Annotated in this window: 17 protein-coding genes; 11 read left to right on the top strand and 6 right to left on the bottom strand. The window is 64.0% G+C overall.

Annotated features, from left to right (window positions below):
- Positions 1-59: 59 nt before the first annotated feature.
- On the top strand, positions 60-317 hold the full coding sequence (locus L858_RS0108170; RefSeq protein WP_022682659.1) for a hypothetical protein: 258 nt from the start codon (positions 60-62) through the stop codon (positions 315-317).
- Between the two features lie 92 nt (positions 318-409).
- Entirely contained in the window at positions 410-1879 is a 1470-nt protein-coding gene (locus L858_RS0108165) for a L,D-transpeptidase family protein (protein WP_476661773.1), read from the top strand.
- A 7-nt stretch (positions 1880-1886) separates the two neighbouring features.
- On the opposite strand, the gene L858_RS0108160 is transcribed toward L858_RS0108165, so the two are convergent.
- The gene (locus tag L858_RS0108160) at positions 1887-2663 is read right to left on the bottom strand and encodes a MauE/DoxX family redox-associated membrane protein (RefSeq protein WP_022682657.1); all 777 of its coding nucleotides are present in this window, start codon (positions 2661-2663) and stop codon (positions 1887-1889) included.
- Between the two features lie 68 nt (positions 2664-2731).
- Here L858_RS0108160 and L858_RS0108155 point away from each other — a divergent pair, with 68 nt between their 5' ends.
- Positions 2732-3142, top strand: coding sequence for a MerR family transcriptional regulator (locus L858_RS0108155; RefSeq protein WP_022682656.1), 411 nt, complete (start codon positions 2732-2734; stop codon positions 3140-3142).
- On the opposite strand, the gene ruvX is transcribed toward L858_RS0108155, so the two are convergent.
- On the bottom strand, positions 3139-3609 hold the full coding sequence (gene ruvX, locus L858_RS0108150; protein WP_022682655.1) for a Holliday junction resolvase RuvX: 471 nt from the start codon (positions 3607-3609) through the stop codon (positions 3139-3141). The two genes, L858_RS0108155 and ruvX, sit on opposite strands and share 4 nt — an antisense overlap.
- 2 nt (positions 3610-3611) lie before the next feature.
- Complete coding sequence (locus L858_RS0108145; RefSeq protein WP_022682654.1) at positions 3612-4733, bottom strand: DUF3089 domain-containing protein; 1122 nt, start codon at positions 4731-4733, stop codon at positions 3612-3614.
- Between the two features lie 118 nt (positions 4734-4851).
- Between L858_RS0108145 and gatC the strand changes: the two genes are divergently transcribed.
- The 4 genes from gatC to L858_RS0108125 all read left to right on the top strand — a co-directional run bounded on the left by gatC (position 4852) and on the right by L858_RS0108125 (position 9265).
- Complete coding sequence (gene gatC / locus L858_RS0108140; protein ID WP_028055943.1) at positions 4852-5139, top strand: Asp-tRNA(Asn)/Glu-tRNA(Gln) amidotransferase subunit GatC; 288 nt, start codon at positions 4852-4854, stop codon at positions 5137-5139.
- 100 nt (positions 5140-5239) lie between these two features.
- Positions 5240-6724, top strand: coding sequence for an Asp-tRNA(Asn)/Glu-tRNA(Gln) amidotransferase subunit GatA (gene gatA, locus L858_RS0108135; RefSeq protein ID WP_022682653.1), 1485 nt, complete (start codon positions 5240-5242; stop codon positions 6722-6724).
- 95 nt (positions 6725-6819) lie between these two features.
- On the top strand, positions 6820-8322 hold the full coding sequence (gatB, locus tag L858_RS0108130; RefSeq protein ID WP_022682652.1) for an Asp-tRNA(Asn)/Glu-tRNA(Gln) amidotransferase subunit GatB: 1503 nt from the start codon (positions 6820-6822) through the stop codon (positions 8320-8322).
- A 55-nt stretch (positions 8323-8377) separates the two neighbouring features.
- Positions 8378-9265, top strand: a complete 888-nt coding sequence (locus L858_RS0108125) for a hypothetical protein (RefSeq protein ID WP_037504500.1) — start codon at positions 8378-8380, stop codon at positions 9263-9265.
- Positions 9266-9424: 159 nt separating this feature from the next.
- On the opposite strand, the gene L858_RS0108120 is transcribed toward L858_RS0108125, so the two are convergent.
- The 3 genes from L858_RS0108120 to L858_RS0108110 all read right to left on the bottom strand — a co-directional run bounded on the left by L858_RS0108120 (position 9425) and on the right by L858_RS0108110 (position 13344).
- Positions 9425-11848 (bottom strand): TonB-dependent receptor, encoded by a 2424-nt coding sequence (locus L858_RS0108120; RefSeq protein WP_022682650.1) that lies wholly within the window; start codon positions 11846-11848, stop codon positions 9425-9427.
- Positions 11832-12761, bottom strand: a complete 930-nt coding sequence (locus L858_RS0108115; protein WP_022682649.1) for a FecR family protein — start codon at positions 12759-12761, stop codon at positions 11832-11834. The genes L858_RS0108120 and L858_RS0108115 overlap by 17 nt, the downstream gene beginning before the upstream one ends.
- 70 nt (positions 12762-12831) lie before the next feature.
- Positions 12832-13344 carry an RNA polymerase sigma factor gene (locus tag L858_RS0108110; RefSeq protein ID WP_022682648.1) on the bottom strand — a complete coding sequence of 171 codons (513 nt, stop codon included), beginning with the start codon at positions 13342-13344 and terminating at the stop codon, positions 12832-12834.
- 122 nt (positions 13345-13466) lie between these two features.
- On the opposite strand from L858_RS0108110, the gene L858_RS0108105 reads away from it, so the two are divergent.
- The 4 genes from L858_RS0108105 (at position 13467) to glgC (ending at position 20727) form a co-directional block, all read left to right on the top strand.
- Positions 13467-14687, top strand: coding sequence for a serine hydrolase domain-containing protein (locus tag L858_RS0108105; protein WP_028055942.1), 1221 nt, complete (start codon positions 13467-13469; stop codon positions 14685-14687).
- A gap of 84 nt (positions 14688-14771) precedes the next feature.
- Positions 14772-17237 carry a glycogen/starch/alpha-glucan phosphorylase gene (locus tag L858_RS0108100; protein WP_022682646.1) on the top strand — a complete coding sequence of 822 codons (2466 nt, stop codon included), beginning with the start codon at positions 14772-14774 and terminating at the stop codon, positions 17235-17237.
- Positions 17238-17258: 21 nt separating this feature from the next.
- Positions 17259-19418 (top strand): 1,4-alpha-glucan branching protein GlgB, encoded by a 2160-nt coding sequence (gene glgB / locus L858_RS0108095; RefSeq protein WP_022682645.1) that lies wholly within the window; start codon positions 17259-17261, stop codon positions 19416-19418.
- A gap of 49 nt (positions 19419-19467) precedes the next feature.
- A complete protein-coding gene (gene glgC, locus L858_RS0108090) occupies positions 19468-20727 on the top strand; it encodes a glucose-1-phosphate adenylyltransferase (protein ID WP_028055941.1) in 1260 nt (419 codons plus the stop codon).
- Positions 20728-20745: the final 18 nt, after the last annotated feature.

Below are 20745 nucleotides of genomic sequence, written 5' to 3'. Positions count from 1 at the left end.
CGCCTGTTTCGAGAACGCTCAACACCGGCGCACGGTCCTCGTCGCGCCAAGGAGAGGGTATGAACATCAGGTTATTGGCACTTCTCGGCGGCACGGCGCTTGCCCTGAGCGCATGCGCCTCGACGCGGGATGAGCCCATCGCGCCCGCGCCGCCAGTCGGTCCGGGCGCCATCGTCGGCACGGTGGCCGCTGACCGCAATGGCGATGGCATCGTGGACGGCTATTATTCGTCCGACGGCCTCTATCATGCGGTCGAGGGTCCTCCCTGCCCGCCGCCGCCTCCGCCTATGCCCTCGCGGCGTGGAGAACGCGGCTGACACACGCAGCTTCTGGGGCGCGGCGGCTTCGTCGCGCCCAAATGCTCCGCTCGATATTGTTGCCCGTCTGCCTTTTGGCGGCTGCCGCTCCGATGCCGGCGGCGGCTCAGGTCGGGACTGTTCAGGACGCTGCCCGCAACAGCATTGCGGCGGAAATCCGCTCCTCTGTCGGCGGCAAGCTGCGCGACTTTTACGGCCCGCGCGGCTACTGGCCGCTTTGGGTCGAGCAGGGGAAGGTGGGGCCGCAGGCGGGCGCGCTTCTGAACCTGATCGAAACCGCCGATGCGGATGGGCTGAAGCCTAGCGACTATGATCCGAATCCACTGAGGGACCTGATCCGGCAAGCGCAGGGCAGCAGCGATCCCAGGCTGCTGGCGCGCACGGATTTGGCGTTATCGAAGGCCTTCTCCGCGCTGGTCGATGACATGCGCAAGCCTTCGAAAAAGGTGAAGGTCCGCTATCTCGATCCGGAGGTGCAGCCTCAGTCTCTGGCGCCAGCAGAGATTCTGCGAAGCGCTGCCGTGGCACCGTCCTTTGCCGAATATGTCCGGTCGGTCGGCTGGATGAACCCATTCTATGTGAAGCTGCGCGACGCCCGTGTTGCCTTCGACAAGCGCTGGGGCGGCCTGCCGCAAACGCAGGTTCCTGCGGACCTGAAGCTGCGGCCGGGCATGAAGTCCGGCGCCTCGGCATTGCGCCGTCGGCTGGGGCTGACAGAGGGCGCTGCCTATGACAAGGCACTGGCGGCGAAGGTCAAGGCGTTCCAGGCCGATCATGGCCTGAAGCCCGATGGCGTTGCTGGCGCGCAGACCGTCGAAGCGCTCAATCGCGGCGACGGTTATTATGCGCGGCTTATCGCGCTCAATCTGGAGCGGCTGCGGCTGCTGCCCAGCCCCTGGGTGCGGCATGTGGTTGTTGACGCGGCGTCCGCGCGCCTCTGGTATTTCGGCAAGGGGCAGCAGGACGGGACGATGAAGGTCGTCGTCGGCGCGAAAGAGAGCCAGACCCCGATGATGGCCGGCATGATCCGCTATGCGACCGTCAATCCCTATTGGAACATTCCCTACGATCTCGTGCAGCGCAAGCTCGCGCCGCGCATCCTGGACGGCGCGTCCCTGACCAAGCTGCGCTACGAAGCTTTGTCGGACTGGAGCGCCAATCCTCGACCGCTCGATCCCGGAACGATCGACTGGCAGGCGGTCGCCGATGGCCGAACGGAACTGCGCGTGCGTCAGTTGCCGGGCGGCAATAACGCGATGGGGAAGGTCAAGTTCATGTTCCCCAACGATCTGGGCATCTATCTGCACGACACGCCCGCGCGCGATCTGCTGGCAAAGCCGGCGCGGCAGTTCAGCAATGGCTGCGTGCGGCTGGAGGATGCAGCGAGGCTGGGCCGCTGGTTCTTCGGCAAGCCGCTGCGGGCAGAAAGCGGCAAGCCGGAGCAGCATGTGCCGCTGCCCCAGCCGGTGCCGGTATATCTGACCTACCTCACGGCGATGCCATCGGCTGGCGGGGTGCAGTTCCTGCCCGACGTCTATGGGCGGGACGGGATCGGAGATTGAACGGTGCTCAGGTGGCGCTCATAACCCGTACAAGCATCCAGAGCGCCATCGCCACCATCATCACATTCTCCGTGAGCGACACGAAACCGAGCGGCACATTGCTGTTCCCGCCGACGCAGGCGCATTTCAGTTCTCGCTTCTCAACATAGACCGCCTTGAACACCGACACCGCCCCGATGCCGCCAATAAACAGTGCCACCGGAATCGACAGCCAGTTCAGCACGCCTGCCAGCATCAGCACGCCCGCGCCCAGTTCCAGAAACGGGTAGAGACGGCCATAGGGCACAAAGCGGCGGGCAAGCAGATCATAGTTCAGGAACATGGTCGCGAACCGCTCGACATCCTGCAGCTTCAGCATGGCGAGCAGCATCATGCTGACGGCGATGAACCGCTCCACCGTCATGATGCTGAGGAGCGGCATGGCGGTGAGCCAGCCCGTCGCCAGTGCCAGCAGGGCGGCCACCGCGAACACCGCAAGAACAGGGGTGTAGGTCGTCGCCTTCGGATCGGCCACGTTGAGGCCGAGGTGGCGGCGCAGGTCGTCATGCCCGCCGATCCGCTGCCCGTCGATGAAGATTTGCGGCGTCGTCCCGACATCATGCGCAGCCTTGAAGGCGTCAACCTCCGCGCGCGTGGTGAGCCACCGGTCCTCCACCTCATAGCCCTTGCTGCGCAGCAGCCACCGGGCCTTGAGGCCATAGGGGCAGACATGCCCGGGCATCACCATCCGATAAAGGGTGGCAGTTTTGCCCGATGCCGTTGCGGTGGTCGCGGAGCTTGTCATCGCGTCTTCCCTTGGAATGAAGTCCGATGCCGCCCATATGGGTTCTGTACCATGGTCCGGAGTCAAGCATGGCGATGACGATTTCTGGTCTGGCTCGCGCTGGCGGCGTGGGTGTGGAGACGGTGCGCTTCTATCAGCGCCGCAGCCTGCTCGGGACGCCGGAGAGGCCGGCAGGCGGTGGCCTTTCCGGCGGCGTTCGCCATTATGGCGAGGAGGATGTGCGGCGGCTGAAATTCATCCGCGCGGCGCAGACGGCGGGCTTCACGCTGGAAGAGATCGGCGAACTGCTGCGGCTCGATGCCGGGCAGGATCGAAAGCGCGCGCGGGAGTTGGCGGCTGAACGCTTGTTCGCGCTGGACCAGAAGATCGCGGAGTTGCAGGCGGCTCGGGATTCGCTGCGAAGGCTGGCAAGCGCCTGCCATGCCTCCGAGCAGGGGCCTTGCCCGATCATCTCGGCATTTGAAGGGCAGCCGGGCTAGAAGCCGGCCATCAGCCCGTCGATCGCGCCCTGCAGGATGTAGCTCGCCGCCAGCTTGTCGACCAGTTCGTCACGGCGGGCGCGGCTGGCGTCGACCTCCAGCAAGGTCCGTGTCACCGCCTGCGTCGACCAGCGCTCGTCCCAGAGCAGGATGGGCAGGCCCAGATCAGCGATGTTGCGGGCGAAGGCACGGCTGGCCTGGCTGCGCGGGCTCTCGCTGCCGTCGAGGTTCAGCGGCAGGCCGATGACGACGCCCTTCACCTGCTGCTGCCCGATGAAGGCGCCGAGCGCGATCTTGTCCTTGCTGAACTTGCCGCGCGACACGGTATGGGCGGGGCTGGCGATCGACCAGCCCGCGTCGCAGAGCGCCAACCCGATCGTCTTGGTGCCGACGTCGAGGCCGATCAGGCGGCCTCCCTCTGGCAGGGCTTCCCGGAAAACCGCGCGGTCGGCGGTGATGATGGACATGGTCACTTCTTCAGAAAGGCGGCGAGCCGCTGCTGTGCGTCTTCGCGCACATCAGCCCAAAACAGGGCATAATCATAGACGTGGTAATTATTGCCCGGCAAGGTGAAGGGCCCCATGTTGATCGGCTCACCGATCATCAGCACGCCGCTGGTGTCGCAGCGAGCGGGCACGAGGCCAGGCACCAGACGCGTCGGCTTGTCCGCTTCGCGCGCGTCCAGCGTGCCCCGATTGGCGCTGGCCGGCGCCGCGCCGTTGAAGGCACCGGTGATCGGATTGGTGCAGAGCATATGCGTGCCCTTGTGCGGCCTCCCGGTGAAGCTCGGCTTGCGCTCGAAACTCTCGATAACGGCGGAGGGGTCGGCGGGTTCGGCATAGCTTTGCCAACTGACGATGCAGTGCGCCTGGTCCCGCCGCGCGCAGGCGGGGAGGCCGAGGGCGGGAAGGTCAGCCTCTACGGAGATCGGCCAGCCCACCGCATAGGCGGCGGCGATCCGCTCCGACACGGGCTTGCCGGCCACCCGATCCTTCAGAAGCTGCACGAGGTGGCGCGAACCCTGGCTATGCCCGGCGAGGATCAGCGGGCCGGCGGGATTCGCCTTCAGGAAGGCGTCGAACGCCAGAGTGACATCGCGATAGGCGGCGGCGAGCGCCTTGTCGCCAGCCTTCTCTCTCGTCAGAAACGCGCCGTAATTCGCCTGGCGATAGCGTGGTGCCCAGACATTGCCAGCGGCGCTGAACGCGCTCGCCTGGTTCTGGACGAAGCTGCGCGCCGTGGCGAATGCTTCCCTGTCGTCCAGGCGCATGTTCCAGTGCGCATCGCCCAAGGTGGTGATGTAGGAGGTCGGATGGATGAAGAATATCGCCGCCTTCGGCGTGTTCGCAGGGGTGTTCCTGACGCCTTGCGGCAGCCACAGGGCAGGATTGTCCCGCATGATGTCGGGGCGCGCGATCCACATCTTCGGATCGTCATAGGTGTCAGCGGGCAGCGGCGAAATTTCCGAGAAAGCCTCTCGCGGCACCATCACCGCGCGGATCAACTGCATTCCCCAGATGCGGTAGGCCAGCAATGCCGCGATCACCAGCACGATGAGGGCGGTGATGACGTAGAGGAATTTGCGGGCCAAGCGCTGCTCTCCATGCGACTGTTCGCGAGGCCGGGTGCCTCGCGGCGCTTTGTCTGGCGGAAGCGCAGCATGCGCGCAAGGACTTGAAGCATAAGTGCGCCGATGGTAGCGGCGCTCCATGTCGATAGACCTTCAGACCGTGAAAAAGATCGCCAGCCTCTCGCGCATTTCGGTGACCGACGCCGAAGCCGAAGCGATGGTGCCGGAACTCAACAACATCCTTGGCTGGGTGGAGCAATTGGGTGAGGTCGATGTGAGCGGCGTCGAACCGATGACCGCCGTGATCCCGAACAAGCTGCGCCTGCGCGAGGATGCCGTGACTGACGGCGATGTTCGCGACAAGGTGCTGGCGAACGCGCCGCAGGCCGAGCATGGATTCTTCGCGGTGCCCAAGGTGATTGAGTGAAATTCACTTCACCCGTTTGGGCTGAGCTGGTCGAAGCCCAGTTCTTTCTTGAAGACGAGTGCAGCCCTTCGACAGGCTTAGGGCGAACGGAAGTTGGGGCATGACCAATCTAACTGATCTTACTGTTGCCGAAATCCGCGACGGCTTCCGCGCCGGCGACTTTTCCGCGCGCGAAGTGGCGGAGGCGTTCAACGCCAATGTCGCGGCTGCCAAGGCGCTGAACGCCTTCATCGTCGAAACGCCGGAAAAGGCTCTGGAAGCCGCCGACGCGGCCGACAGGGCGAAGGCGGCGGGCGAAACGCTGGGCGCATTGGCCGGCGTGCCGATCGGCATGAAGGATCTGTTCTGTACCGAAGGCGTGCAGACCACGGCCGCCAGCCACATGCTGGAAGGCTTCACGCCGACCTATGAGTCCACCGTTTCGAAGAAGCTTTGGGACGCGGGCGCCGGCATGCTGGGCAAGCTCAACCTCGACCAGTTCGCGATGGGCTCCTCCAACGAGACGAGCTATTTCGGCAATGTGATCTCGCCTTGGCGGCGCGGCGGCGGCGATAATGCCGCACTAGCGCCCGGCGGGTCTTCCGGGGGTTCGTCTTCCGCGATCGCCGCGCGGCTCTGCCCGGCTGCGACCGGTACGGATACCGGCGGTTCGATCCGCCAGCCTGCCGCTTTCACTGGCATTTCGGGGATCAAGCCGACCTACGGCCGCTGTTCGCGCTGGGGCATCGTCGCCTTTGCCAGCTCGCTCGATCAGGCGGGGCCGATGGCGCGCACGGTGCGCGACAATGCAATCCTGCTGGAGACGATGTCGGGCTTCGACCCCAAGGATTCGACCTCTCTCGATCTGCCCGTCCCGCAGTGGGAAGCCAATCTGTCGAGCGATCTCAAGGGTAAGAAGGTCGGCATTCCCAAGGAATATCGCCCCGATGGCCTGAATGCCGAAATCGCGGCGCTTTGGGATCGCGGCATCGAATGGCTGAAGGATGCCGGCGCCGAAGTGGTGGAGGTGTCGCTGCCGCATACGAAATATGCGCTGCCGACCTACTATATCATTGCGCCCGCCGAGGCCTCCTCGAACCTCGCGCGCTATGACGGGGTGCGTTATGGCCAGCGCGATCTGCCCGATGGCGCGGGCCTGCAGGACATGTATGCCGCGACGCGTGCTCTGGGCTTTGGCCCGGAAGTCAAGCGCCGCATCATGATCGGCACTTACGTGCTGTCGGCCGGCTTCTACGACGCCTATTATACCCAGGCGCAGAAGGTCCGCGCGCTTATCTCCCGTGATTTCGAGCAGGCGTTCGACAAGGTCGACCTGCTGCTGACGCCGACGGCACCTAGCGCCTCCTTCACATTGGGCGAGAAGCAGGCCGATCCGCTGGCTATGTATCTGAACGACGTCTTCACCGTGCCGGCATCGCTGGCGGGCCTGCCGGCGATGGCGGTTCCGGGCGGGCTAGACAGCCAGGGGCTACCGCTTGGCCTTCAGATCATCGGCAAGCCCATGGACGAGCAAAGCGTGCTGAACGCCGGTCTTGCGATCGAGGAGCGCGCTGGCTTCACGGCACGGCCGGAGAAGTGGTGGTAAACTCATTCCGTCATGCCAGCGTGGGCTGGCATCTCGGGCGACGTGGCACGACATTCAGAAAGATCCCAGCCTTCGCTGGGATGACGGTGTGAGAAATGACTGAATCAACCTATCGCATTCAGGGCGCAACCGGCGAGTGGGAGGTCGTGATCGGCCTGGAAGTCCATGCGCAGGTGACCAGCCAGGCGAAGCTCTTTTCCGGTGCCGCCACGGCTTTCGGTGCGGAGCCGAACACGCAGGTCAGCCTGATCGACGCGGCCATGCCCGGCATGCTGCCCGTGCCGAACCGCGAGTGCATCCGCCAGGCGGTGCGCACCGGCATGGCGATCAATGCGCAGATCAACAAATGGTCGCGCTTCGACCGGAAAAACTACTTCTACGCCGATCTGCCGCAGGGCTACCAGATCAGCCAGCTTTATCATCCGCTGGTGGGCGAGGGCGAGATTGAGATCGTGCTGGACGAGAAGAATCCGGGCAGCAGCACCAAGACCATCGGTATCGAACGCATCCATGTGGAACAGGATGCCGGCAAGCTGATGCACGACCAGCATCCAACGCGCTCCTATGTCGATCTGAACCGATCGGGCGTCGCGCTGATGGAGATCGTGTCGCGTCCGGACATGCGCTCGCCTGCCGAGGCCGGCGCCTATCTGTCGAAGCTGCGCACGATCCTGCGCTATGTCGGTAGCTGCGACGGCAATATGGATCAGGGCTCGATGCGCGCCGACGTCAACGTGTCGGTCCGCCGCCCCGGTGAAGAGTTCGGCACCCGCACCGAGACGAAGAACGTCAATTCGGTCCGCTTCGTCATGGCGGTGGTCGAGCATGAAGCCAACCGCCAGGTTGACGTGCTGGAGGCTGGCGGGAAGGTGGTGCAGGAAACCCGCCTCTACGATCCCGATCGGAACGAAACCCGTTCCATGCGCTCGAAGGAAGATGCGCACGACTATCGCTACTTCCCCGATCCGGACCTGCTGCCGCTGGAACTGGACGACGCCTTCCTGGATGAATGCCGCCAGTCCCTGCCCGAGCTGCCGGACGCCAAACGCCGCCGTTATGAGGAGCAGCTTGGCCTCAGCGCCTACAATGCAGCGACGCTGACCGCCGACGCCGAAACGGCGCGCTGGTTCGAGGCACTTCTGGCGGAAGGCGCGCGCATTCAGAAGAAGGGCGATGGCGATGTCGCCAAGGCATCGGCCAACTGGCTGCTCTCGGAACTTTATGGCGCGCTCAACCGCCTCGGCAAGAGCCTGGAGGACAGCCCCGTCAGTCCGCAGGCGGGCGCGGAGCTGCTCGCTCTCGTGGCGGATGGCACCATTTCCGGCACCATCGCCAAGCAGGTGTTCGAGATCATGCTCGAAACCGGCGACAGCGCGCCGACGATCGTCGAGGAAAAGGGGCTGAAGCAGACCAGCGACACCGGCGCCATCGAGGCGGCGGTTGCCAAGGTGCTGGCCGACAATGGCGACAAGGTTGAGCAATATAAGGCGGGCAAGGAAGCGCTGTTCGGCTTCTTCGTCGGGCAGACGATGAAGGCGATGCAGGGCAAGGCCAATCCGCAGGTCGTAAACGAACTGGTGCGTAGGGCGTTGAGCTAAGGCAAATCGAGAAGTCCGGCAGGGGCATGCCGGGCTTTTCTTCAGGGGGGTGGACATGAAGAAGGGATTCTGGACGGCGGCGCTGTGCGTCGCGGCGCTTTTGACCGCATCTGCGGAAGCACAGGCGGAGACGCTCAACAATAACAGCGTGATAGCACTGGTCGGGGCGGGGCTCGGCGACGAAGCGGTGATCGCCAAGATCAAGGCTTCGCCCGCTCAATATAAGCTGTCCACCGACGACCTGATCCAGCTCAAGAAGAAGGGCGTGTCCGGGCCAGTCATCGCGGCAATGATCGCGGCGGGATCGGAAGGCATCACCTCGGCCAAGGCCGCCATGTCGGCGGACTCGCCTGATCCGATGGTACCTCACCCATCGGGCATCTACATGCTGATGCAGGGCGCGCAGCCCACCCGCATGGCGCGCATCGATCCGACCATTTCCAACCAGAGCAAGACCGGCGGCATATTGGGTTATGCTTTCACCGGTGGCATCGCCTCGCTCAGCATCAAGGCGGTCATTCCCAATGTCAGCGCCCGCGTCGCCTCGCCCCAGGCGCGCCCGACCTTCTACTTCTATTTCGATGAGGCCAATCGGAGCCTTTCGCAGGCGGGCACGCCTTCGCTCTGGCTGGCCGGGCCTGCAAGTGCGATCACCTCGCCTAACGAGTTCAGCCTGATCCAGTTCGATGTGAAAAAGGATCGGCGCGAAACCCGGGTGGGCAGCATGAACCTGGGTGGAGCCAAAACCGGTGTCATGGACAAGGATCGCATCGGCTTCGATTATGAGCAGGTCGCGCCCGGCGTGTTCAAAGTGTCGCCCAAGGCCGACCTGGAGGCGGGCGAATATGGCTTCCTCTATTCGGTGAGCGCGGGGTCCGGCCCTGGAATGTGGGGTGGGGGCACCGGCGGCGCGCGCATCTTCGACTTCGCCGTTCGCCCTTGACTTAAAAAAGGGGCGCTGCGGGGGAAGCAGCGCCCCTTTCCATTGCGCCATGAAGCCGGGAGCCGGCGGTCATAGCTGACTGGCGGGCCAGGAGGGGTCTATGGGGTCAACCCGCCAATTCATGATCAAGACGACGCAGGATCAACTTTCCCGTCAGGATCAGAAGGCGAAATCCATCCCGACGCGGATTGTTCGCGGCCGCTGCGGCGTCACATAGTCGCCGCGCAGATCGAACGGCGTGCCCAGCGAAAAACGATTGCCGCTACTATTGAGCAGGTTGGCGACGGAAAGGGACAGTTGCGCCGGCCCGCGCGCAAGGCTCGCGCTCAACTGCGTGTCGATATAATCACCCTGCGTCCGCCCCAGGATCGGGCCCACGCCGAGCCGGGACTTGCCGACATAACGCGCCGACCCGGTCAGGCGGAAATTCATGTCGCCGAGTGGCGCCTGATAATCGAAGCCTAGCCTTCCGCCCAGATTGGCGACATTGGGCAGGCTGAGCGAGCCAGCCTCATCCATCAGCATGCGCACGTACGGCGCCGGGCGGCTGAGCCGGCTGTCATTGAAGATGATGCTGCCGTCCAGCGTCAGCCAGGAGGCGGGACGCAGGGTGATCCGGCCTTCCAGCGTGTAGATCCGTCCGTCGCCGATATTGGCGGTGGAGGGCAGGCCGATCCGGTCTGTCACGTCCGCCTGGATGTCCTTCCAGTTCGTATAGGCGAAGTTACCGGCCAGCGCGATGCCGTCAACGCCCGGCCGCCCCTTGCGGAATCCGAGTTCCATCGTGGAAGCGCGATCGTTGCGGAAGCGCTGGACATGCAGATCGTCGACGGCCAGCCCGCCGGGCCGAAACCCTTGCTGAAACCGCGCGTAGATGGTCATGCCCGGCAGCCGATCTGTCAACAGCGAGAAGGAGGGGAGGAAGATCGTTTCATTTCGGTCGGCCTGCGCTTCGGCCCGGGCAAGGACGCTGGCGGATAGTAGGGCGATCGGATCGAGCGCCTGACCGGTCAGGCGGCTGTTCGTCAGCCGTCCGCCCGCTGTCGCGATCAGGCCTGTCACAGGCTCGAACGACGCTTCGCCGAACAGCGTTGCCTCATGGATGCGGTTGCGTACGCCCGTTGCGGTTGCGGGCATGCCCCGGCCGTACATCGGCACGCCGGGGATGACGGGCTCCGAGGGAGCCGGTCCATAGGATGTGAGCGAGCGCCTGATCTCCGAACTGCTCTCCAGATAGGAGGCGCCCAAGATCCAGCCCAGCCCATTGTCGAGGTCGCGAACCAGGCGGTTCTCCGTGGAGAAGATGTTGATGCTATTCCTTTGCCGGAACAGCGCGGGCGGACCGCCGCTTTGCGTCGCGTCATAGCTTTCGGCCAGCACATGGCGCACATAGCCAGCGGAGGAAACGAAACGCAGATCGTCCCACTGCCGCTCCACCCGCAAATTGGCGAGGGCATAGTCCGCTAAATAGGGCTCAGCGATGCTGGACGCCCGCTCCAGTGCGCCCGTCGCCCTGCTTGCATATTGTGCGTCGTCGCCCCTGATCCGCTGATAGACGCCGGTGAGATCGATCGTCCAGTTCTCGTCCGGAGCGAAACGGAGCGCGGCGCGACCGCCATAGGTGCGGGTGCGGTTGACGTCATCGCGGCGACGGCCGACATCGTCGATGTAACCGCCCTCCTGCACGCCATAGCCGACAACACGCAGCGCCAGCTTTTCAGGGATGATGGGCAGGTTGAGGGTGCCCGCCAGGTCGCCGCCCGGATCGCCATGCCAGGTCGTCGACAGGGCTGCGGAAATCTGCCCGCCCGCTGCTCCCAGATTGGGAGGGTTGGGGATCATCCTGATGACACCGCCCAGCGATCCCGCGCCGTACAGCGTTCCCTGCGGACCCTCCAGCACCTCGACGCCCTGCATGTCGTAAAGCTTTAGATCGGGATCGGGCGCTGCATAGTTCAGCCGCATGTCCCCCAGATACTGGCCTGTCGTCGCCTGCGTCGGTCCCGCCACGCCTGAATCGGCGATGGCCCGAATGAACAGTTTGTTGCGGCCCGCACCGGCGTGGGTCGAGCTTAGGCTGGCGATGCGGGACAGCAGGCTAGCCGTGCCGCCCGCCGCCTCTCCGCTGGGAAAGCCATTGTCGCTGGCCACCTCGACCATCCCGGCATAGCGCGGCAAGGGCAAGTCCCGTTTCGATGCGGTGACGATGATCTCGGCAGGTTCCTGGGCGGGTTGCGAGATCGCTGCCGCAAGCGGAACCGCGCCGGGGGAAGGCGCGCGGCGCACGCGCACGATGCGCCAAGTCATGGCATCGATGCGCCGGGCCTCCGCGCCCCTTCCCTTCAAGAGGCGCTTCAGCGCGCCTTCAATGCTCATCCGCCCTTGAACCCGTGGCGTTGCGAGTGCCGCGAGCGACTGGTCCGACATGCCGATGCTGACGCCTGTCTGACGGCCGAGCGTGATCGCCGCCTCACCCAACCGGCCGGGGGCGATGCTGATGGACTGTCTGTCCGCCGCCCGCGCGGGTGAGGCGGCCGCTATGGCGAGGGCGGCGACGAAAAGGACGTCAGCGTGCCGGGTCATCCCCCTCCTTCAGCAGCCAGGCACCACCCTGTCTGACGGCGGAAAGTCCCATCAGCGGTGCGGCCGTGGCAAAGAAGCGTTCCGGGTCAGGCTCCAGCCGGATGGTGCCGGTAAAGCGCATCGCGCCGGCTGTCGGTGTCGGGGACAGTTCCACACCCAAGGACCGCGCAATGTCGGCGCTGATCTGCGTGACGGGTGCGTTCGCGTAGGTGAGCCGCCCCTCGCGCCAGCTCGCTACCGAGCCCGGCGCGACATCCATGACCCGCACACCCGACGCGTCTTCGCTCAGGCCCCTGCCGGCCGGCAGCATGATCGCCTCCGCCTTCGGATTGTAGATCACCTTGCCCTCTGACACGCCGATGCGGGTGGCGCCCTTGCTACGGACGATATTGAAGACGGTCCCCGCATCCTCGAACAGATCATCGCCCACGGCGACGCGGAAAGGATTGTCCGCATCGTGACGAACGGTGAACGCGGCCTCTCCGCTGTCCAGTGCGGCGAAGCGGCTGTTGTTGCGGTCGAGCCGCATCGTCGTGCCGCCGTTGAGTTCAATGCGCGTGCCGTCGTCCAGCGCGATGCTGCGCTTTTCACCCGGTCGAGTGGTGACGGTGTAGATGTCGCCGCGCCTCCCGATGCCGATCGACAGTGCCGCAACCAGCATCGCCGCGACCGCGCCGCCCGCGATCCAGCCTATTGGTCGCCGGCGCTGCTCGCCCGCATCATTGGCGGGTGTTCCGATCGTCACCGGCTCGGCGGGAACGAGCAGGGCAAGGTCCGCGTCCGCGACCATCAGCGCGTCATAGGCCGAAGCGTGCGTGGGCGCGGCCTCCAGCCAGTCGGTGAAAGCTTCCCAATCGGCAAATTCAGGATCGCGCGTCCGGATGACCCATCCGAGCGCCTCCTCATGCAACATGGCCTCAGCCCCTGTCATTCCATGCCCCTGTCGAACCGGAGGCCTATCCAGCTAGACGACGCGGCCGTGCTCATTCCGTATCCAGCTTCTGCTTGAGGGCTACCATCGCACGATAGGCCTTTTGCAGGTCCTTTTCCACGGTGGTCAGGCTGACGCCCAGTTCCTCGGCAATCACGCGCTGCCCGACACCCTCGATCCGGAAGCGGCGGAACACCAGTTCGACGCGCGGCCCCAGAGAGCGCAGGACGGCGCGTGCCTCGTCCAGCCGCTGCGCCAGGATCAGCCGCTCGTCGATGGCGGTATCATCGGACGAGTCCGCCATGACGCCGCCAGCGCCTTCCGCCCAGTCCTGTTCCCGCCGCGCTCGCCGCGTGCCGGAGCGATAGCGGTCGAGCATAAGATTGTTCGCCATGCGGTAGAGATAGGGAAGGGGATCGGCGACCGGACCCAGATCCTTCGCCTCCAGCTTCATCCACATGTCCTGCAGCAGGTCTTCCGCATCCTCTCCCGCTCCGCGCGCTCGAAGAAAGCGAAGCAGGGCGGGGCGATTTTCAAGGAAGATGGCGGAAAGGCCGGTTGCCATGAAAAGATGCGTCCAGTGGGATCAGGCGCGTTGCCATAGAGGGCGGCCGCCAGCGTGGCAACGCCATTGTCCTGCGTGGCCGCCTGCTCTAGCCAGAGGGCGGCATACCGGCAGGAGGCATGATGCAGGCGAACGGTCAGGCGGTGGACATGGCGGCGGCAAAGGCGGCGGGCATGGACGGCGCGAAGTTGCAGACGCTGACGGACCAAATCCGCCAAACCTATGTGGAGCCGGGCAAATTGCCGCATGTCCAGTTGCTAGTATCCCGCGATGAGCAGCCGGTGGTCGCCGCCCAGTGGGGCATCGCCCGCGCGTCCGGTGAGCCGCTGCGGGAAGACGCACTCTACCGCATCGCATCCATGACGAAGCCGGTGACGTCGCTCGCCTTCATGATGCTGGTGGAGCAGGGGCTGGTGAGCCTGACGGACCCGGTCGCAGAGGTCATTCCGGAATTCGCCGATCTTGCCGTGGGGGAGGATAGCAAGGGGCGGATGCATAGGCCGATGGAGATGATCGACCTGCTGCGCCATACGTCCGGGCTGACCTACGGCCTCCAACGTCAGACTCGCATCGACGCGCGCTACCGCGAATTGGGCCTGGACGAGTTTCAGCAAAAGCGCAGTTCCGACGAGTTCATCGCCGCCCTTGCCGCGCTGCCTTTGGAATTTTCCCCGGGGGAGCGCTGGAATTACTCCGTATCGACCGACGTTCTGGGCGTCGTGGTCGAGCGGCTGAGCGACATGAATCTGGAAAGCTTTTTCCGCAGCCGCATCTTCGAACCTCTCGGCATGAGGGACAGTTTCTTTGAACTGCCGGAAGACCGCATCGACCGGATGACGGACGCATGGCAATATGGCGCCGACGGTCAACTATCCCTTTACGACAGGGGCGCGAAGAGCGGCTGGCGCCGACCGCTGCGGTTTCGGTCGGGCGGCGGCGGGCTAATTTCCTCGGCAGCGGACTATCACCGCTTCGCCCGCATGCTTCTTCGCGGTGGGGAGCTGGACGGGGTGCGCCTGGTGAAGCCCGACACGATCTCAGCGATGCATGCCAATCACTTGCCGGGCGGCGGTGACCTGGCGAGCCTTTCGTCCTCCATGTTCAGCGAAGCCGATTATGCAGGTGTAGGCTTCGGCCTCGGCTTCGCCATGGATTTGCGGACGCAGGAATATTTTTGGGGCGGGGTCTTCTCGACCTTCTTCTTCATCGATCCGGTCGAGCGGATCATTGGCATATTGATGGCGCAGCATTTTCCCTCGGGCATCTATCCCATCCGACCCCAGCTGCGACGTGGCATTCGGGATGCGATCCGTGAATGGCGCGATGTGCCTGCCGCACTTTGATTGCTGCGCTGCAAAAAAGCTGTTGGCGGGCGCGCGAACAGCGTGCAATCATGGCTGCGGACTCAGTCATAGGGGATCAGCGCGATGAACCTTGAGGGTAAAGCCCCGCTTCCGATGCCCGCCCCCCGGCAAGTCGATCCGCAGGCGCTTGCCCATGAGATCGTTGAGCGGCTGACCTACCGGATCGGCAAGAACGCCACGGCCGCCAAGCCGCATGACTGGCTGCACGCCGTCATCCTTTCGATCCGCGACCGGGTGATCGATGCATGGATCAAATCGACGCAGAAAACCTATGAGGAGCAGGGTCGGCGGGTCTATTATCTCAGCCTTGAATTTCTGATCGGCCGCCTGATGCGCGATGCCGCGTCCAACATGGAGATGCTGGACGATGTGCAGGCAGCGTTGGATTCCCTGGGCGTCGATCTCGATATCATCGCGGAACTGGAGCCCGACGCGGCGCTCGGCAATGGCGGGCTCGGACGGCTGGCGGCCTGCTTCATGGAGAGCATGGCGACGGTGGACGTGCCCGCCTACGGCTATGGCATTCGTTACGTCAACGGCATGTTCCGGCAGGAGATTTCGGAAGGCTGGCAGGTCGAGCTTCCGGAAACCTGGCTGGCTCACGGCAATCCCTGGGAGTTCGAGCGGCGCGAAGCCAGCTATGAGATCGGCTTCGGCGGCCGGGTCGACCCATCAGAGGACGAAAATGCCAGCCTGCACCAGATGCGCTGGCGCCCGGCCGAACGGGTGATCGCGACGCCCTACGACACGCCGATCGTCGGCTGGCGCGGCGGGCGGGTTAATACGTTGCGGCTGTGGGAAGCGCAGCCCATCGATCCCATCCTGCTCGACCGCTTCAACGCTGGCGATCATTTGGGCGCACTGGCGGAGAGCAATCGCGCCGAAGCCCTGACGCGGGTGCTCTACCCGGCGGACAGCTCGCCCGCCGGCCAGGAATTGCGGCTGCGGCAGGAATATTTCTTTTCCTCGGCGTCGTTGCAGGACATCGTCCGGCGGCACGTCCAATATTTCCGCGACATCCACACCCTTCCCGAAAAGGCGGCGATCCAGCTCAACGATACGCATCCAGCGGTTGCTGTCGCCGAACTGATGCGGATCCTGCTGGACGACCATGGGCTCGACTTTGACGAGGCTTGGGATATCACCCGCCGCACGTTCAGCTACACCAACCACACGCTGCTGCCCGAGGCGCTGGAAAGCTGGCCCGTGCCGCTGTTCGAGCGGCTGCTGCCCCGGCACATGCAGATCGTCTACGCCATCAACAGCCGCCTGCTCGGCGAAGCGCGCCGATCGGGCAAGTTCGATGATCATGCCATCGGTACCATTTCGCTGATCGACGAGGGCGGCGAGCGGCGGGTGCGCATGGGCAATCTCGCCTTCGCCGGGTCGCACAGCATCAACGGCGTGTCGGCGCTTCACACCGATTTGATGAAGCAGACCGTGTTCGCCGATCTGCATCGCCTCTACCCGGCGCGCATCAACAACAAGACGAATGGCGTCACCTTCCGCCGCTGGCTGATGCAGTGCAACCACGGCTTGTTCGAACTGATCCGGGAAGCGATCGGCGACCGCTTCATGGACGATCCCGAAGCTTTACGCGAGCTCGACAGGTTCGCGGCCGATAGCGCCTTTCAGGACAAGTTCGCCGCGGTAAAGCACGCTAACAAGGCCGCGTTGTCCAATCTGCTGCGGCAGCGGGTCAACGCCCGGATCGATCCCAGCGCGCTGTTCGATATCCAGATCAAGCGAATCCACGAATATAAGCGGCAGTTTCTCAACATCATCGAGGCGGTGTCGCTCTATGACCAGATCCGGTCCCACCCGGAGAAGGACTGGGTGCCACGCGTCAAGCTGTTCGGCGGCAAGGCGGCGTCGAGCTATCATAACGCCAAGCTCATCATAAAGCTGGCGAATGACGTAGCACGGGCGGTCAATCATGATCCGGCGGTGCAGGGACTGCTGAAGATCCAGTTTGTCCCCAACTACAATGTCTCCATGGCCGAGATGATGATCCCCGCTGCCGACCTGTCGGAACAGATTTCGACCGCAGGCATGGAGGCGTCCGGCACCGGCAATATGAAGTTTGCCGTCAATGGCGCGCTCACCATCGGCACGCTCGATGGTGCCAATGTCGAAATGCGCGACCATGTGGGCGAGGAGAATATCGTCATCTTCGGTCTCACCGCCGCGCAAGTGAATGAGCGCCGCGCCAAGGGCTATGATCCGCGTGAGGTCATAGCGCAGAGCCGCGAACTGGCGCAGGCGCTGGCGGCGATCTCCAGCGGGGTCTTCTCGCCGGATGATCCCACCCGCTACAAGGATCTGGTGCAGGGCATCTACGACCATGACTGGTTCATGGTGGCCGCCGATTTTGAAAGCTATTCGTCGGCTCAGCGTCGGGTCGACGCCCTGTGGCAGGAGCCTTCTCGATGGATCGAAATGGCCGTCCACAACGTTGCCCGCATGGGCTGGTTCTCGTCCGACCGGACGATCAGGGAATATGCCGCCGACATTTGGAAGGTGCCGTGATGAAGGGGCCGCAAGGGTAACGTGCTGACGTCGGAACAGATTGCCCGGCTGCTGGAAGGGCGCGAAGACGATCCTTTCGCTACATTAGGTGTCCATCCCGCTAACGCAGGTTATTCGGCATGCGTCCTGCTGCCCGGCGCCGCGCGCGTCGAGGCTTACAGGCTGAGCGGTGAACAGGTGGGCACGCTGAAACCGGTTCATCCGGGTGGCCTGTTCTCCGGCGAGGTGGAGATCGATACGCGCCAGCCGCTCCGTTTTCGCGCGACCTATGCCGACGGGCACGAATATTGGTTCGTTGATCCATATAGCTTCGGGCCGGTGCTGGGGCCGCTGGACGACTATTTCTTTGCCGAAGGTTCGCACGGCCGCCTGTTCGACAAGATGGGCGCGCACCTCATGACGCATGAGGGCGTCACCGGCACGCACTTCGCGGTCTGGGCGCCTAATGCCATGCGCGTGTCGGTGGTGGGCGACTTCAACCTTTGGGATGGTCGTCGCGGGCTGATGCGGCGGCGGCAGGATACGGGCGTCTGGGAAATCTTCGTGCCGGAAGTGGGGGCGGGAACAGCTTATAAATATGAGATATTGGGGCCGGACGGCGGACCACTTCCGCTGAAAGCCGACCCCTACGCCTTCCAGTCCGAACTGCGCCCTTCAACCGCTTCGATCGTCGCGCATCCGCCGCAGCATGAGTGGGGCGACGACCGGCATCGCGAACATTGGGCGCAGGTCGATCCGCGCCGTCAGCCGATCTCCATCTATGAAGTCCATGCCGGATCGTGGCAGCGGGACGACCAGGGCAATTTTCTCAGCTGGGACGAACTGGCGAACCGGCTGATCCCCTATGCCGTCGGCATGGGCTTCACCCATATCGAACTGCTGCCGATCAGCGAGTTTCCCTATGACCCGAGCTGGGGTTATCAGACCACCGGCCTCTACGCGCCCACCGCGCGCTTCGGCGATCCGGAAGGATTCGCCCGCTTTGTCGATGGCGCGCATCGCGCGGGCCTGGGCGTGATCCTCGACTGGGTGCCGGCGCATTTCCCAACCGATGCGCACGGCCTTGCGCGTTTCGACGGGACGGCCCTCTACGAGCATGAAGACCCGCGCCAGGGCTTCCACCCCGACTGGAACACGGCGATCTACAATTTCGGTCGCCGCGAAGTCGCGCAATATCTCATCAACAACGCGCTCTTCTGGGCCGAGCGCTATCATGTCGATGGCCTGCGCGTCGATGCGGTCGCCTCGATGCTCTACCTCGATTATTCGCGCAAGGAAGGGGAGTGGATACCCAACGCCCAAGGCGGGCGGGAAAATCTTGAAGCGGTCGATTTCCTCCAGCAGATGAACAAGGCGCTTTACGGCACGCATGCCGGCGTGATGACGATCGCCGAGGAATCCACCAGTTGGCCCAAGGTGACCCAGCCCGTCCATGAAGGCGGCCTTGGATTCGGCTTCAAATGGAATATGGGCTTCATGCACGACACGCTGCGCTACCTGGCCCGCGATCCGGTGCACCGCGCCCATCATCATGACGACATCACTTTCGGCCCGCATTACGCCTTTACCGAAAATTTCGTCCTGCCCCTCAGCCATGACGAGGTCGTGCACGGCAAGGGCTCGCTGCTGCACAAGATGGCGGGCGATGACTGGCAGAAATTCGCGACCCTGCGCGCCTATTATGGGCTGATGTGGGGCTATCCCGGCAAGAAGCTGCTGTTCATGGGGCAGGAATTCGCCCAGCGTGGCGAATGGAGCGAGGAGCGGGCGCTCGACTGGCACCTTCTCGACCATGCGCCGCATCAAGGGGTGCAGCGCCTTGTCAGCGACCTCAACCGCCTCTATCGCGTCCGTCCCGCCCTGCACGCGCGGGACTGCGAAGGGGAAGGGTTCGAGTGGGTGCTGGCCGATGCGGCGAAGGACTCCATCTTCGCGTGGGTCAGGCGCGCGCCGCAGCAGCCTCCGATGGTGATCATCAGCCATTTTACCCCGGTCGCTCGTCAGTCTTACAGGCTACGCCTGCCTTCAGGAGGGCGCTGGCGGGAGGTCATGAACAGCGATGCCACCGACTATGGCGGGAGCGGCGCTGGCAATCAGGGCGTGGTGACGGCCGATGAGGAGGGGTGGACATCGCTCACCATTCCGCCGCTCGGTACATTGATGCTGGAACTGGACTATTAAGACCGACGAACGGGATCATGCGTTCGCGGGCGTGAAGGAGATGAAGCCGATGCAATCCAGACACCAGCCCATCGCGCGTGATGCAATGGCTTATGTTCTGGCGGGCGGGCGGGGCAGCCGCCTTGCCGAACTGACTGACCGCCGCGCGAAACCCGCCGTCCATTTCGGCGGCAAGGCGCGCATCATCGACTTCGCGCTGTCGAATGCGCTCAACAGCGGCATCCGCCGCATCGGCGTCGCCACCCAGTATAAGGCGCACAGCCTCATCCGCCATCTCCAGCGCGGCTGGAACTTCCTGCGCCCCGAACGCAACGAGAGCTTCGACATTCTACCCGCCAGCCAGCGCGTTTCGGAAAGCCAGTGGTATGAGGGCACGGCGGACGCTGTATTCCAGAATATCGACATCATCGAAAGCTATGCTCCGGAATATATGGTGATCCTGGCCGGCGACCATGTCTACAAGATGGACTATGAGTTGATGCTCCAGCAGCATGTCGACACGGGAGCGGACGTCACCGTCGGCTGCCTGGAGGTGCCGCGGAAGGAGGCGGTCGGCTTCGGCGTCATGCATGTCGATGAGCAGGACGTGATCACAGCCTTTGTGGAAAAGCCCAAGGACCCACCCAGCATCCCGGGTCAGCCCGGTGTGTCACTCGCGTCCATGGGCATCTATGTCTTTCGCACCCGCTTCCTGATCGAGCAGCTTCGGCGCGATGCCGACGACCCGAACAGCAAGCGCGACTTCGGCGGCGATATCATCCCCTATATCGTCGAGCACGGCAAAGCGGTGGCCCATCGCTTTTCCAACAGCTGCGTCCGTGCGGAAAGCGAGCCAGTGCCCTACTGGCGCGATGTCGGCACGATCGATGCCTATTGGCAGGCCAGCGTCGACCTGACCGATGTCGTCCCCTCGCTCGACCTTTATGACCGCAGCTGGCCACTATGGACCTATTCGGAAGTCACGCCGCCCGCCAAATTCGTCCATAATGAGGATGGGCGGCGAGGCTCTGCGACATCCTCGCTGGTCGCGGGCGGGTGCATTGTGTCCGGCTCGTCCCTGCACCGCAGCCTGCTCTTCTCCGGCGTGCGCACGCACAGCTTCTCTTCCGTCACGGAAAGCGTGATCATGCCGGACTGCCAGATCGGCCGGGGTGCGCGGCTGCATCGATGCGTGCTCGATTCCGGCGTCATCATTCCGCCCGGCCTGATCGTCGGTGAACATCCGGAACATGATGCGCAGCGTTTCCGCCGCACTGACAGCGGTGTATGCCTGATCACCCAATATATGATCGAACGACTGGCGGGCTGACCATCTTGAGCAAGACCG

The sequence above is a fragment of the Sphingobium bisphenolivorans genome (assembly GCF_000412635.1).
Lineage (GTDB): Bacteria > Pseudomonadota > Alphaproteobacteria > Sphingomonadales > Sphingomonadaceae > Sphingobium > Sphingobium bisphenolivorans.
Note: the sequence above shows the minus strand (reverse complement) of the source record. Positions and strands in the feature narration are given on the sequence as shown.

Excerpts from the sequence above, each read along its gene's own strand:
- L858_RS0108170 (WP_022682659.1), top strand. The coding sequence starts at position 60 with ATGAACATCAGGTTATTGGCACTTCTCGGCGGCACGGCGCTTGCCCTG.
- L858_RS0108165 (WP_476661773.1), top strand. The coding sequence starts at position 410 with ATGCCGGCGGCGGCTCAGGTCGGGACTGTTCAGGACGCTGCCCGCAAC.
- L858_RS0108160 (WP_022682657.1), bottom strand. The coding sequence starts at position 2,663 with ATGACAAGCTCCGCGACCACCGCAACGGCATCGGGCAAAACTGCCACC.
- L858_RS0108155 (WP_022682656.1), top strand. The coding sequence starts at position 2,732 with ATGGCGATGACGATTTCTGGTCTGGCTCGCGCTGGCGGCGTGGGTGTG.
- ruvX (WP_022682655.1), bottom strand. The coding sequence starts at position 3,609 with ATGTCCATCATCACCGCCGACCGCGCGGTTTTCCGGGAAGCCCTGCCA.
- gatC (WP_028055943.1), top strand. The coding sequence starts at position 4,852 with ATGTCGATAGACCTTCAGACCGTGAAAAAGATCGCCAGCCTCTCGCGC.
- gatA (WP_022682653.1), top strand. The coding sequence starts at position 5,240 with ATGACCAATCTAACTGATCTTACTGTTGCCGAAATCCGCGACGGCTTC.
- gatB (WP_022682652.1), top strand. The coding sequence starts at position 6,820 with ATGACTGAATCAACCTATCGCATTCAGGGCGCAACCGGCGAGTGGGAG.
- L858_RS0108125 (WP_037504500.1), top strand. The coding sequence starts at position 8,378 with ATGAAGAAGGGATTCTGGACGGCGGCGCTGTGCGTCGCGGCGCTTTTG.
- L858_RS0108120 (WP_022682650.1), bottom strand. The coding sequence starts at position 11,848 with ATGACCCGGCACGCTGACGTCCTTTTCGTCGCCGCCCTCGCCATAGCG.
- L858_RS0108115 (WP_022682649.1), bottom strand. The coding sequence starts at position 12,761 with ATGTTGCATGAGGAGGCGCTCGGATGGGTCATCCGGACGCGCGATCCT.
- L858_RS0108110 (WP_022682648.1), bottom strand. The coding sequence starts at position 13,344 with ATGGCAACCGGCCTTTCCGCCATCTTCCTTGAAAATCGCCCCGCCCTG.
- L858_RS0108105 (WP_028055942.1), top strand. The coding sequence starts at position 13,467 with ATGCAGGCGAACGGTCAGGCGGTGGACATGGCGGCGGCAAAGGCGGCG.
- L858_RS0108100 (WP_022682646.1), top strand. The coding sequence starts at position 14,772 with ATGAACCTTGAGGGTAAAGCCCCGCTTCCGATGCCCGCCCCCCGGCAA.
- glgC (WP_028055941.1), top strand. The coding sequence starts at position 19,468 with ATGCAATCCAGACACCAGCCCATCGCGCGTGATGCAATGGCTTATGTT.